This is a genomic window from Actinoplanes sp. 13 (assembly GCF_056134165.1).
Genome location: NZ_JBVYOQ010000048.1, coordinates 1 through 13,005 on the forward strand (window position 1 = coordinate 1; position 13,005 = coordinate 13,005).

The window sequence follows — 13,005 nt, forward strand, 5'->3', positions numbered from 1 at the left end:
CTTGCATGTGTTAAGCACGCCGCCAGCGTTCGTCCTGAGCCAGGATCAAACTCTCCAATAAAAACTTTTGGAAAAGCTCTCCCGGCAACAAACAAATGTTGCCAAAGGAATCTCCCACCCATCCCCAAAGAGATGAGCCGGGGTATTGCCATAAATGGCACTGGCTTATCAAGCACCCTGTTGAGTTCTCAAAGAACAACCACACACCATCACACGACCCGCTTCCGCGGCCCGCCCTCCGGGGCACTCGCTCTACATTACTAGGCCTTCCTGGCGGTGTCAACCGGTTGATCCCGGTTGGTGCCGATCTAGCCCGGTACGTCCCCATGACGCGCCCACAGCGAAACCGCGGGTTCGTTTCCGAGGATTTGGCAGGACGGCCGCTGCGGATCTCTCCGCGAGCTCGTCCGTTTCCCTGCCGGCTCGCAAAACATTACCCGGACGTTTCCCGGTGCTCCAAACCGGGTCCTAGTGTGCCGCGTCTCAGCAGGTCAACGCAGCGAAACAGGAGAACTCAAGGTCGCCGCACGGCAACCGAGCCACCCTGCACCCGGACCGGCACCACCGGCTGGTCGTTGGCAGCCGGCCCCCGCATCGCCAGACCGTCGGTCAGCCGGAACATGCTTCCGTGCCACGGGCAGACCACGCACCCGTCAGTCACGTCGCCCTCACCCAGCGGACCACCCTCGTGGGAACACCGCTCGATCAGCGCGCTGACCTGACCACCCTGCCGGTACAGCAGGACCGGCACCTCGCCCGCCATCCGCACGACCGGCTTGCGATCGGGAAGGGACGCGAGGGAGCCGACCTCGGTCCACTCCTCCGGGAGACGCGTCACCTCGGTCGCCGCGTGGCTGATGCCGGCGCCCTGGGTGTACGAGAGATGTCCGCCCAGATAGGCACCCGCTCCCGCAAGCGACAGCCCGGCGAAGGCCAGAGCACGTCCGCGCGCATGCTGCCCACGGAGCCGGGCCACCAGGGAACCGACGTACAGGCCGGTGGCGACGAGGTTGCTCGCCGCGTGCACCAGGCCCACACGCCGCCGGTCCTTGGTCTGCTCCGACCAGTCCACCCAGCCGGCCAGCGCGGCCGGCGCCACCGCCGCGGTGCCGGTGGCGATCAGCGCCGTCGCCGCCTTCCGGGCGCCGGGCACCAGCCGTTCCGGCACCAGGTCGAGGACCGCGGCCGACATGAAGGCACCGACCGGCACCTGCACCAGCACCGGGTGAAGCGGATGCCCCACCCAGGTCCCGTGCAGGAAGTCGCGCAACCTCTGTGGCTTGACCGCCGTCGTGACGACCTTCTGCATCTTGTCACTGACGCCGTCGAGGGCGCCCGCACGCTCGAGTTTGGAGACTGCCTGCCGCAACATACTCAGGGCGGTTCCCGGCCAGGTTCGCCCCAAACCCCTTCGGGAGTACGCGTAACCGGGCCCTCGCCCCCGGCCACGCGCACTCGAGCCGCCCGCGGACGAAAGCGAAGCGACCGCCGGGCCGAAGCTCAGCTCAAAGCCTTCAGCGCGTCGCCGATGCCCCGGTGGAAGGTGGGGTACGCCCAGATCGTGCTGTGCAGCGTGCTCAGCGGCACCTCGGCGTGCACTGCCACCGACAGCGCGCCGATCATCTCGCCCCCGGACGGCCCGGCCGTGGTGGCGCCGACCAGCACGCCACGGTCCTGGTCGGCGACCACCTTGATCAGGCCGTCGTTGCCGGGCCCGTGGATGAAGCCCCGTGACGTCGCGTTGAGCGGCACGGTGCCGACCCGGACGTTCAGTCCGGCGTCGCGCGCCTGCCGCTCGGTCAGGCCGACAGCGCCGATCTCCGGGTCGAGGAAGGTGACCCGGGGGCGGGCGCGGTAGTCGGCCCCCGGCCCGCCCTGGCCGAGGATGTCGCGCACCGCGATGTCGGCCTCGTACATCGCCATGTGGGTGAAGTTGCCGTTGCCGGTGACGTCGCCGACCGCCCAGAGACCGTCGGCCGCACGCATCCGTTCGTCGGTGGTGAGGAAGCGGGCCTGCGGGTCCAGGCCGAGATTCTCCACCCCGAGGTCCTCGAGCCGGGCCGCGCGACCGGTCGCCACCAGCAGCTTCTCGCCGGTGAGGGTGGTTCCGTCGGAGAGCGCCACGGTGAAGCCGTGGTCGTCGTGGGCGATCTTCGTGGCGCGGACTCCGGTGTGGATGCGGACGCCGTCGGCGGCCATCGCCTTCGCGGCCAGCCCGGAGGATTCCGGTTCCTCCATGGCGAGCACCCGCTCGGAGCCCTCGATGACGGTGACCCGCACGCCGAACCGGGCGAACACCTGGGCGAACTCGCAACCGATCGCCCCGCCGCCGAGCACGAGCAGCGACTCGGGCAGGGTGGCCGCCTCGACCGCGTCCCGGTTGGTCCAGAACGGCGTACCGGCGAGACCGTCGATCGGGGGGATGACGGCCACTGTCCCGGTGGCGACGACCAGGCCGCGTCCGGCCACGAACTCGTCCTCACCGACTCGCACCCGCCCTGGCCCGGTGATGGCCGCCCGGCCGCGGACGAACGTGCCGCCCTTTCCGGTGAACCGGTCCACCGCGACCTTGTCGTTCCAGTCGTCGGTGGCCTCGTCCCGGATCCGTTTGGCGACCGGACCCCAGTCGGGGTCGACGGTGGAGGCGCCGGCCAGGCCGGGGATGCGCCGCGCCTCGGCGAGCGCGGTGCCCGCCCGGACCATGATCTTGGTCGGGATGCAGCCCCAGTACGGGCATTCGCCGCCGACCAGGGTGTGCTCGATGCCGATCACGTTCAGCCCGGCCGCGGCCAGGCGACCGGCGACCTCCTCGCCACCGACTCCGAGACCGACGACCACCACGTCAACTTGCCGAGTTGAGCCCATGGGCCCAGCTAACCAGGAAGTCCGCACCCGGTGAGCCCCGTGTGACACGGAAGCAGCGTGCGTGCCGGCCGTCACCCTCATGGCTGCGCCGCGTTTCACGGTGACGGCCCCGGGTAACGCGGGACCTGCCGGTCGAACGTTTTGACGGACGCAACCGCCGGCAGGTCCCGCTGCCCGCCCGCCCGGAGCGAGGCCCGTTCCCGGGCGGAGCTAGGGCCGCAGCCAGACCGCCTCGTCGCGGTGTGACTCCAGCGGCGCGGGATAGTCGAGGCCACGGCGCACCGGGTCGGGCAGGCGCCACGGCTGATGCGCGGCAGCGCCCGCGACGCCCTTCAACTCCGGTACGTAGCGCCGAACGTACACGCCTTCCGGGTCGAATCGGAGCGCTTGCCGGATCGGGTTGAACCGCCGATAGGGCCGGGTGTCGTTGCCGGTGCCCGCCACCCACTGCCAATTTCCCGAGTTGTTGGGCACGTCTCCGTCCAACAGCCAGCGGAAGAACCACTTCGCCCCGAGCCGCCAGTCCACGCCGAGATGCTTGGTGAGGAAGGCGGCCGTGATCAGGCGTGCGCGGTTGTGCATCCAGCCCTCGGCGCGCAGCTGCCGCATCCCGGCGTCGACGACCGGCACCCCGGTGGAGCCGTCCTGCCAGTGTTCGAGCGCGTCGTCGTCGTACCGCCAGTCCTTGTCCCCGGATGTTCGATAGGCCTCGGTCGCGATCTTCGGAAAGGCTCTGGCGACCTGATAGTAGAAATCACGCCAGCAGAGCTGCCGGACGAAGGCCTCGGCACCCTGAGACCTGGCTGCCTCGGCGACGGCCAGCGGGGAGACACAACCCCAGCGGAGGTACGGGCTGAGTCTGCTCGTGCCGTCCCCCGGTAGATCGTTGTGCGCCTCCTCGTACCCCTGGATCTCCTGCATCCAAGCGCTCAGCCGGCGGCGCCCGACGGTCTCGCCGCCCTCCGCGGCATGCGGCGATTCCCCGTCCGCGATCGGCGGCAGCAGGCCTGGCTCGATGCCGTCCGGCAGCTTGACCTTCTCCGGGGTGGCCGCCTGCGGCCGCCATCGCGCCGCCGACCAGACCCGGTGGTAGGGCGAGAAGACGCGATAGGAGTCGCCGCCGCCGCCGGGGCGGATCGCGCCCGGTTCCACCACGGTCACGCCGGGGAAGCGCTCGAATTCGATCCGGTGCCGCGCGCACTCCTCGTCGAGCCGGCGCTCCCGGCGGCGCGCGTAATCGGTGACGTCCGCCGCGACGCTGATCATCCCGGCGTCGGTCGCGGCCGCCACCCGGATCGCCTCGGCCACCGGATCGCCGGTCCGCACCACCAGGTCGCCGCCGAGTCCGCGCAGCTGCTCGCGCAGATCGGCGAGGCTCTGGTGGAGGAAGCGGGTCCGGTTCCGGGAGAGACCGGCCAGCTTCGGGTCGAGCACATAGAGCGGTACGACGTTCTCGGCCCGCGCGCAGGCGGCTGCCAGTGCCGGGTTGTCGTGCACCCGTAGGTCCCGGGTGAGCAGGACCACCGCGGAACGCATCAGGCCGCCAGCGCGATCGGAGTGCCGGGGCGGGTGAGCAGGCTGCGCACGGCGACCGCGGCCCGCCGCCGGTTCGGCACGGTGGCGCGGCGGGCGAACACGTCGTACCCGGCTGCCTCGATCTCCCCGAGGATGCCGCCGTAAAGCTGGTACGCCGCGCGCATGCAGGCCTGGGAGGTCGGCTCCAGCAGCGGGATACCGGGCGCCGCCGCCTCGTAGTGCTCCCGGGCCCGTTGCACCTCCGCCCTGATCAACCGCTTGATCGCCGGGGTGGCGATCCGTTCCTTCAGCGCTTTCCGGGTGACGCCGTACTCCTCCAGGTGCTCCTCCGGCAGATAGACCCGGCCGCGGTCGAGGTCCTCGGCGACGTCCCGGATGAAGTTGGTCAGCTGGAAGGCGAAGCCGAGCTGGCGGGCCGGCTCACGGGCCGCGGCCGGGTCGGAGGAACCGAGGATCGGCAGCATCATCGTGCCGATCACCGCCGCCGAGCCCTCCATGTAGTCGAGCAGGTCGTCGTAGGTGCGATAGCTGCTGACCGTTATGTCCATCGCCATGCTGCGCAGGAACTTCTCGAAGTCCTCGAGGTCCAGGTCGAAGACGGCGATCGTGTGCAGCACCGCGGGCAGCAGTTCGTCCTCGGTGGGTTCACCGCGCAGGCCGGCGAGGAACCGCTCGGACCACTCGGTCAGCAGCGCGGCCCGCTCGGCGGACGGCCGCGACTCGGTGCGGTCGACGATCTCGTCCGCGTACCGGGTGAACCCGTAGAGGGCATGCACATGCCGCCGCTTCCAGGCAGGTAGCAAGCGGGTCGCCAGGTAGTACGTCCGGCCGTGCTCTCGATGTAGTTCGCGGCAGCGCGCATAAGCAGCGGCCAGATCGGTAACCATCCCGGTCCTCCCGGTATATCGACGCACGAATCGACGCAACTTCCAAAAGTTAGGGTACGGTACTGAGCGTGGCCAATCACACCCTCGAGGGAAAACGCCTCGAAGCGATCCCTCGCCAACCGGTCTCGCACCGCGCGCTGATCGGCGCCGTGGAGGGGACTCTGGCTGACTTCCTCGCCTCCCAGATCGCCAACCTGGACGCCGTCGACCCGGCGCTCGGCGGCTTCGCCCGCACCGCACGTGACCTGGTCATGGCGGGCGGCAAGCGGATCCGGCCGACCTTTGCGTACTGGGGCTGGCGCGGCGTCGCCGGCCATACCGAGACCGTCGAGCAGGTCCTGCCCGCTCTCGGCGCCCTCGAGCTCATGCACACGTTCGCGCTGGTGCACGACGACGTGATGGACGAGTCGGACACCCGTCGTGGCCGGCCCACCGCACACCGGCTGTTCGCCGCGCACCACGGGCCCCGGTTCGGGAACTCCGCGGCGATCCTGGTCGGTGATCTCTGTCTCGTCTGGGCGGATCAGCTGCTCGCCCGGACCCCGCTGCCGCCGCCGATCCTGCTGGAGGTCCGCGCCCGGTACGACCGGATGCGGATCGAAGCGATCGCCGGGCAGTACCTCGACGTGCTCGGCGAAACCGACCCGCGCTCCTGGTCGGTGGAGCGGGCACTGCTGGTGGCCCGCCACAAGACGGCCAGCTACACGGTGCAGTGGCCGCTCGGGTTCGGGCTGGCCCTGGCCGGCACCGACGCAAGCGTCGAAGAGGCCTACCAGGTCTACGGGCTGGCGATCGGCGAGGCGTTCCAGCTGCGCGACGATCTCCTCGGGGTGTACGGGAACCCGGCGGTCACCGGGAAGCCTGCCGCCGACGACCTGCGCACCGGGAAGCCGACCAGTCTGCTGATGCTGGCGATGGAGATGGCCACCCCCGAACAGCAGGACGAGCTGGCCACCCCGCTCACCGACTTCACCGATCTTTCCCCCACCACCCCCATGGACCTCGCCGGAGCCATCAACCCCGCCGACGGCTCCGGCGAGCTGAACCCGATTGCCCGGCGCGCCCGGCTCATTGCCGAGACGGGCGCGCCGGGCCGGGTCGAAGAGATGATCCGGGCCCGGGTCGACGAGGGCGTCGCGGCGATCTCCGAGGCACCGATCCGCGCGGACGCGCGGGCCGCGCTGATCGAGCTGGCCACCGTCGCGACACAGCGCCCGGCATGATGAGACACCTTCTCCCCCCGATGCTTGGAGCCCCGACGTGCGTACTGTGACCGGACCCACCGACCGAGTCGTCGTGGTCGGCGCAGGCCTGGCCGGGCTGGCCTGTGCCCTGCACCTGGCCGCGGCCGGGCGCCAGGTCACCGTCGTCGAACGGGAGCCGATACCGGGCGGCCGGGCCGGCCGCCTGTCCGTCGACGGCTTCCAGTTCGACACCGGGCCGACCGTGCTGACCATGCCGGAGCTGATCGAGGAGCCGCTCGCCGCGGTCGGCGAGAAGCTCAGCGACTGGCTCGAGCTGACCCCCCTGGACCCGGCCTACCGCGCCTACTACCCGGACGGGTCGACGCTCGATGTGCGTACCGACACCACCCGGATGGCGGCCGAGATCTCCCGGGTCTGCGGCCCCCGCGAGGCCGACGGATATCTGCGGTTCGTGGACTTCACCCGGCAGTTGTGGGAGCTGGAGCGCAACCACTTCATCGACCGGAACCTCGACACCCCGATCGACCTGATGAACCTGAACCTGCTCCGGCTGCTCGGCATGGGCGGGTTCCGGCGGCTGCAGCCGAAGATCAACCAGTTCTTCCGGGACCCCCGCACCCAGCGGATCTTCTCGTTCCAGGCGATGTACGCGGGGCTGGCGCCGCACGACGCGCTCGCCATCTACGCGGTCATCGCCTACCTCGACTCGGTGGCCGGGGTGTACTTCCCGGTCGGCGGCATGCACGCGGTGCCGAAGGCGCTGGCCGGGGCGGCCGAGAAGCACGGTGTGACGTTCCGCTACGACACCACGGTGGAGCGGGTCACCACCGCGCACGGCCGGGCCACCGGCGTGCAGACGACCGAGGGCGAGCACATCCCGGCCGACGCGGTCGTGCTCAACCCGGACCTGCCGGTCGCGTACCGCGATCTGCTCCCGGCCCGCCGGCAGCGCCCGCTGCGCTACTCACCGTCCTGCGTGGTGCTGCACATCGGCTCCAACCGGACCTATTCCAAGATCTCGCACCACAACATCCACTTCGGCCGGGCCTGGAAGGGCACCTTCGACGAGGTGATCCGCAAGGGCCTGCTGATGAGCGACCCGTCCCTGCTGGTCACCAACCCGTCGCACACCGACCCGACGGCGGCGCCGGACGGTAAGCAGAGCTACTACGTGCTCGCGCCCACACCCAACCTGAAGGCCGGCCCGATGGACTGGCGCGGCGGCCTGGGCGAGCGGTACGCCGACGAGCTGCTGCGCGTCCTGGAGAGTCGCGGCTACATCGGCTTCCGGGACGGCGTCGAGGTGCAGCGGATCATCACACCGGCCGACTGGGAAGCCGACGGGATGGCGGCCGGCACCCCCTTCGCGGCCGCGCACTCCTTCACCCAGACCGGCCCGTTCCGCCCGTCGAACCTGCACCCGAGCCTGGGCAACGTCGTGTTCACCGGCTCCGGCACCCAGCCCGGCGTCGGCGTGCCGATGGTGCTCATCTCCGGCAAGCTCGCCGCGGCCCGGATCGCCCCGTGACCGCCCGCGAAACGCACCTCGTCGAGCTCGTCGAAGAGGACGGGACCCCGGCCGGCACGGCGACCGTGCAGGCCGCGCACGAGGCCCCCGGCCGGCTGCACCGGGCGTTCTCGGTCGTCCTCCGCGACGACCGGGGCCGGCTCCTGCTCCAGCAGCGGGCCGCGGTGAAGACCCGTTTCCCGCTGCGCTGGGGCAACACCTGCTGCGGGCATCCCGAACCCGGCGAGGAGGTGCCGGTCTCGGCCGCCCGGCGGCTGGTCGAGGAGCTCGGCGTCGACGGTGTGCAGCTGACCGAGGTCGGGGTCTACGTGTACTTCGCCGAGGACCCGACCACCGGGCGCGTCGAGCGGGAGTACGACCACGTGCTGCTCGGCGAGGTTCCGGCGGGCACGGAGTTCCGCCCGGACCCGGCCGAGGTGGCCCGGCTGCGATGGGTGGACCTCGACGATCTCCAGGAGCGGTTGGAACAGAATCCGGAGACGTACGCGCCATGGCTGGTGGGGGTCGCCGATCGGCTCAGGTCCCACCTGACGCCGGCCGGGCTTCCCGGCGCCCCAGAGTCCGGCACTCCGCTGTCCGGCACCCCGCTGGCCGGCGCCTCGGCGTCCGGCCCTTCAATATCCGGCTCGGAGCGGCCAGGTGGCCGATGAAGGGCTGAGCGCCGGCGCCGCCGCACGCCGTCTCGGCGTCGCGGTGACCACCCTGCGCACCTGGCACCAGCGGTACGGGCTCGGCCCCAGCCGTCACGAGGCGGGACATCACCGGCGGTACACCGCCGAGGACATGGACCGCCTCCACGTCATGCAACGGCTCACCGCACAAGGTGTGGCACCCGCCGAGGCCGCCGCCTGGGCGCGCCGATCCCCGGCCCTCGACGAGCCGTCCGCAACCGTGCCCCCCGAGCCGCCCCCGGTCACCGACGTCTCCACCGAGGCACCGGCCGGCGGCGGGCAGACCATCGCGCTCGGCGTGCGGGCCGACCCCGCCGCGCGCGGACTCGCGCGGGCGGCCATGCGCCTCGACGCCCCGGCGATGCGCCACCTCATCGAGGACGCGGTGACCGGCCGCGGCGTGATCGCCGTCTGGAACCACGTGATCATGCCGGTACTGATCGGCATCGGCGAACGCTACGAGGCCACCAAACGCTTCGTCGAGGTCGAGCACCTGCTGTCCCGCACAGTCACCGAGGCGCTCGCCGGAGTGCCCCGCCCGCCCCGCGGGAAGGCCCCCCGCGTCCTGCTCGCGGCCGCCGACGAGGAACAGCACACGCTGCCCCTGGAGGCACTCGCCGCGGCTCTGGCCGAAGCGGGGGTGCCCACCCGCCTGTTCGGCGCCCGGGTGCCGTCACCGGCCCTGCTGGACGCGGTGCGGCGGACCGGGCCGGCCGTCGTGGTGCTGTGGTCGCAACTGCCGGACACCGGGGACGTGGCCCAACTGGAGCGGCTCTTACGCGTACCCCGTCCGCCTCTGCTGGTGGCCGCAGCCGGCCCCGGCTGGCCCATCCTCGGCCTGCCACCCGAGGTGACCCCCCTCGGCTCACTGCCCGACGCGGTCCGCATCATCGCCGCCGGCGCCGCCGTTTCCCCAGGTCAATGACTCGCCGCGCGAAAGGGGGGTACCGATTTGGAGACCGCTCGGTGGATCACATATGCTTTGCAGGCCTCAACGGGGCGCGGTTGGGGCGAAGGCCACCAAACGTTGCCGATCTCGCATCCAGCGGGATGTGCAATGATGGCGGAGTTGCCCTCATCGTCTAGTGGCCTAGGACGCCGCCCTTTCAAGGCGGTAGCACGGGTTCGAATCCCGTTGGGGGTACTGGTAAGTTAGTGGCGCAAGCTGCTGACGAGCTGGAGAACGGCAAGACAGTTACATAGCAAGGTCCTGTGGAGCAGTTGGAGTGCTCGCCGCCCTGTCAAGGCGGAGGTCGCGGGTTCAAGTCCCGTCAGGACCGCAAGCAAGTCCCACGGCCAGGTAGCTCAGTTGGTACGAGCGTCCGACTGAAAATCGGAAGGTCGGCGGTTCGACCCCGCCCCTGGCCACCAGGCTCTTCGCCGGGCACTGAGCATCGTCCACCTGCGGAAACGCATGGTGGACGTTTTGCTTTCCGGGGCTGTTCCGCCGCCTCGAGGTTGACCTCCGGTGACCGCGGAGCTGGAGCGGGTACGAGACGTGGCAGCTTGCGGACGCCCGCGCAGAGGTACGGACCCGGTGTTCAAGACTTTCCGGTGGTCCGGGCTTCAGGGCGTGCGAGCGTAGGCTTCGCGGATGCGGATCGGCGAGTTGTCCAAGCGCACGGGCGTGAGTCCGCGCTCCCTGCGGTACTACGAGGAGCAGGGCCTGATGGCCAGTTCACGCTCCGACGCCGGGCAGCGTCACTATTCCGATGCTGAAGTCGCGCGCGTGTCGCTGATCCGGCAGCTGTTCGACGCGGGCATGTCCAGCCGGGTGATCGCGTCTGTGCTGCCGTGTGTGGATATCCCGGGCGACCCGGACGTCACGGAGGCGGCGTTCGTGACGATGACGCGCGAGCGCGATCGGATCGACGCCGACATCGCGCACCTGATCGAGACCCGCGAGGCGCTCGACGCGCTGATCGAGATCAACCGCCGGCACCGGGCAGGGCTGTGCACGGCCTGATGCTGTGACCCGCGCCTCAGCCGGTTGCCCTTCACACCGATGTGAGCGGTGAGGATGGCTGCAGCGTCCGGAACGACCGGGCCGGTCACACCCGGAGGCAGTTGAAAATGGGCCAGGCGTGGGGGTTCAGCAGGTACGGCGGGCCTGAGGTGCAGGAGTTCTTCGATCGTCCCGATCCCGTCCCCGGTCGTGGTGAGGTGCTGATCCGGGTCGACGTCGCCGGGGTGAATCCCCTCGATTACGTGGTGCGCCTGGGTCTGATCCCCGGGGTCGACGGCGGGCGTCCGTTCCCCCGTGTGCTCGGCATGGAGGCAGCGGGAACCGTTCTCGCCCTGGGCGAGGACGTCGACGGGCTCGAGGTGGGTGACCCGGTTTTCGGCTTCGCGCTCACCGGTGGTGGCACCTATGCCGAGACGACGGTGCTGTCCGCACCGAACACCGCTCGCATCCCGGCGGGCCTGTCCCCGACCGTGGCGGCAACGCTGCCGGTGGCCGGGACGACCGCGGTGGATGCGCTCGACCAACTCGGCCTCCCGGCCGGTGCCACGATTCTGGTCAACGGGGTCGGGGGCGGGGTCGGACTGCTCGTCGCCCGGCTGGCCGTCGAGCGCGGGTTGCGGGTGATCGGCACCGGGAGCGGCGCCAAGCGCGAGTCCGCCGAGGCCATCGGGGTGGGTTTCATCGACTACACCGCCTCCGACGTCGTCGCCGCGGCACGCGAGCTGGTGCCGGACGGCTTCGATGGGATCGTCGACCTGGTCGGAGGCGCCTCGCTGCGGACGGTCGCCCCACTGGCCAAGGATTCCCGCGACATCATCGCCGTGGGTGACATGTCGGTGCCCGAAATCGGTGGGCGTTTCGTCGAACGTCGCATCGGCCGCGAGAACCTGGAGCGAGCCGCCCAGCTGGCCCTCGAGGGAGTCCTCACACCTGTGATCACTGCGGTCCATCCGCTCTCCGACGCTCCGGCCGCCCTCGCCAGCGTCGAGAACGGTCACCCTTCGGGCAAGGCTGTCATCAAGGTGGCATGAGGCGTGTCCGTCCGCCGACGAGGGAGTGAGCACGGGCCAGGCATCTGCCCGGCGAGTTGTCCGGCCGATGCGCCATGAGGTTCCCATCGCGGCCTGGGCTGGGCACGCCGACAAAGCCGGCGACCGCCGCAGCGAGGATCGGTGGTCGAGGGCGGGCGCCGTGCTGATTGCGCCGGTTGCGTCCAGCCGAGCCGTGGTGGTCCTCTCCTCGTGTGGCTGACGGCTGGCGATAGTACAGCGCTCAATGTACTGTCGGGGAGTGGAGATGCTGACTCACGGCGCCGTGCTGGCTCGGTTCGGGCATGCCTTGTCGGATCCGACCCGGGCGCGGCTGCTGCTGGCTCTGCGGGACGGGCCGGGCTATCCGGCGCAGCTCGCCGAGCTGCTCGGCACCACCCGGCAGAACCTCTCCAACCACCTGGCCTGTCTGCGTGGCTGCGGCCTGGTCGTGGCAGTCCCGGAGGGCCGCCGGGTGCGGTACGAACTCGCCGACACTCGGCTGGCGCACGCCTTGGGCGACCTGCTCGGCGTCGTGCTCGCCGTCGACCCGGACGCCTGCGACGACTCCGCGGCGAAAGACTGCTGCTGATGACCGGCCCGCTGCTCCGGATCACACCGGCCGGCCCGTCACCGCGGCGACGCGCCACCCTGAACCGCCGCGTCCGGCTGCTGGTCGCCACCACCATCACCTACAACGTGATCGAGGCGATCGTCGCCATCACCGCCGGCACGATCGCGTCATCGACGGCTCTGATCGGGTTCGGCCTCGACTCGGTGATCGAAGTGTCGTCGGCCGCGGCCGTGGCGTGGCAGTTCGCCGGCAAGGACCCCGAACGACGCGAGAAGACCGCCCTGCGGATCATCGCCGTTTCCTTCTTCGCCCTGGCTACGTACGTGACGATCGAATCGGTGCGGGCACTGGCCGGCGGCGTGGAGGCCGAACACTCCACGGTCGGCCTGACCCTGGCCGCGCTCTCACTGGCGATCATGCCGGGACTCTCGTACGCCCAGCGGCGCACCGGGCGTGAACTCGGCTCCCGCTCGGCGGTCGCCGACTCGAAACAGACGCTGCTCTGCACGTACCTTTCCGGGGTCCTGCTGGTGGGTCTCGCGGTGAACAGCCTGTTCGGTTGGTCCTGGGCCGACCCGGTCGCCGCCCTGGTGATCGCCGTCGTCGCGGTCAAGGAAGGCCGCGAAGCCTGGCGCGGTGACGCCTGCTGCGCCGTGCCCACCACCTCCACCGTGGACAGCGAGGATCCCTGCGGCTGCGCACCGGGCTGCTCCTGCTGCGGCGAAACCTCTGCTCGGTGATTCCG

General features: G+C 70.6%; 12 protein-coding genes, 3 tRNA genes and 1 rRNA gene. 11 read left to right on the forward strand and 5 right to left on the reverse strand.

Annotation, left to right across the window (positions count from 1 at the left end; genetic code table 11):
• The 5 genes from AC0NH5_RS41550 to AC0NH5_RS41570 all read right to left on the reverse strand — a co-directional run.
• A 16S ribosomal RNA gene (locus AC0NH5_RS41550) occupies nt 1-61 on the reverse strand; the annotation flags it as partial.
• 453 nt (nt 62-514) lie between these two features.
• On the reverse strand, nt 515-1,372 hold the full coding sequence (locus AC0NH5_RS41555) for a Rieske (2Fe-2S) protein (protein WP_474413697.1): 858 nt from the start codon (nt 1,370-1,372) through the stop codon (nt 515-517).
• Between the two features lie 128 nt (nt 1,373-1,500).
• Nucleotides 1,501-2,865, reverse strand: a complete 1,365-nt coding sequence (locus tag AC0NH5_RS41560; RefSeq protein WP_474413699.1) for a dihydrolipoyl dehydrogenase family protein — start codon at nt 2,863-2,865, stop codon at nt 1,501-1,503.
• Between the two features lie 210 nt (nt 2,866-3,075).
• Nucleotides 3,076-4,401 (reverse strand): cryptochrome/photolyase family protein, encoded by a 1,326-nt coding sequence (locus tag AC0NH5_RS41565; RefSeq protein ID WP_474413701.1) that lies wholly within the window; start codon nt 4,399-4,401, stop codon nt 3,076-3,078.
• The gene (locus AC0NH5_RS41570) at nt 4,401-5,288 is read right to left on the reverse strand and encodes a phytoene/squalene synthase family protein (RefSeq protein WP_474413703.1); all 888 of its coding nucleotides are present in this window, start codon (nt 5,286-5,288) and stop codon (nt 4,401-4,403) included. The genes AC0NH5_RS41565 and AC0NH5_RS41570 overlap by 1 nt, the downstream gene beginning before the upstream one ends.
• A gap of 107 nt (nt 5,289-5,395) precedes the next feature.
• Between AC0NH5_RS41570 and AC0NH5_RS41575 the strand changes: the two genes are divergently transcribed.
• The 11 genes from AC0NH5_RS41575 to AC0NH5_RS41625 all read left to right on the forward strand — a co-directional run bounded on the left by AC0NH5_RS41575 (nt 5,396) and on the right by AC0NH5_RS41625 (nt 13,000).
• Entirely contained in the window at nt 5,396-6,511 is a 1,116-nt protein-coding gene (locus tag AC0NH5_RS41575) for a polyprenyl synthetase family protein (RefSeq protein ID WP_474413768.1), read from the forward strand.
• A gap of 37 nt (nt 6,512-6,548) precedes the next feature.
• Nucleotides 6,549-8,021 carry a phytoene desaturase family protein gene (crtI, locus tag AC0NH5_RS41580; protein WP_474413704.1) on the forward strand — a complete coding sequence of 491 codons (1,473 nt, stop codon included), beginning with the start codon at nt 6,549-6,551 and terminating at the stop codon, nt 8,019-8,021.
• Nucleotides 8,018-8,671: an isopentenyl-diphosphate Delta-isomerase gene (idi, locus tag AC0NH5_RS41585; protein WP_474413706.1), complete on the forward strand. Its 654-nt coding sequence runs from the start codon at nt 8,018-8,020 to the stop codon at nt 8,669-8,671. The genes crtI and idi overlap by 4 nt, the downstream gene beginning before the upstream one ends.
• Nucleotides 8,661-9,617 (forward strand): MerR family transcriptional regulator, encoded by a 957-nt coding sequence (locus tag AC0NH5_RS41590; protein ID WP_474413708.1) that lies wholly within the window; start codon nt 8,661-8,663, stop codon nt 9,615-9,617. The genes idi and AC0NH5_RS41590 overlap by 11 nt, the downstream gene beginning before the upstream one ends.
• 146 nt (nt 9,618-9,763) lie before the next feature.
• Nucleotides 9,764-9,836: transfer RNA gene (locus tag AC0NH5_RS41595), tRNA-Glu, on the forward strand.
• A 62-nt stretch (nt 9,837-9,898) separates the two neighbouring features.
• Nucleotides 9,899-9,972, forward strand: a tRNA-Asp gene (locus AC0NH5_RS41600).
• 14 nt (nt 9,973-9,986) lie between these two features.
• Nucleotides 9,987-10,063 (forward strand) — tRNA-Phe (locus tag AC0NH5_RS41605).
• Nucleotides 10,064-10,286: 223 nt separating this feature from the next.
• On the forward strand, nt 10,287-10,658 hold the full coding sequence (locus AC0NH5_RS41610; protein ID WP_474413710.1) for a MerR family transcriptional regulator: 372 nt from the start codon (nt 10,287-10,289) through the stop codon (nt 10,656-10,658).
• 107 nt (nt 10,659-10,765) lie between these two features.
• Entirely contained in the window at nt 10,766-11,689 is a 924-nt protein-coding gene (locus AC0NH5_RS41615) for an NADP-dependent oxidoreductase (RefSeq protein ID WP_474413711.1), read from the forward strand.
• 244 nt (nt 11,690-11,933) lie between these two features.
• The gene (locus AC0NH5_RS41620) at nt 11,934-12,278 is read left to right on the forward strand and encodes an ArsR/SmtB family transcription factor (RefSeq protein ID WP_474413713.1); all 345 of its coding nucleotides are present in this window, start codon (nt 11,934-11,936) and stop codon (nt 12,276-12,278) included.
• Nucleotides 12,278-13,000, forward strand: coding sequence for a cation efflux transmembrane domain-containing protein (locus AC0NH5_RS41625; RefSeq protein ID WP_474413715.1), 723 nt, complete (start codon nt 12,278-12,280; stop codon nt 12,998-13,000). Before AC0NH5_RS41620 ends, AC0NH5_RS41625 begins: the two co-directional genes overlap by 1 nt.
• Nucleotides 13,001-13,005: the final 5 nt, after the last annotated feature.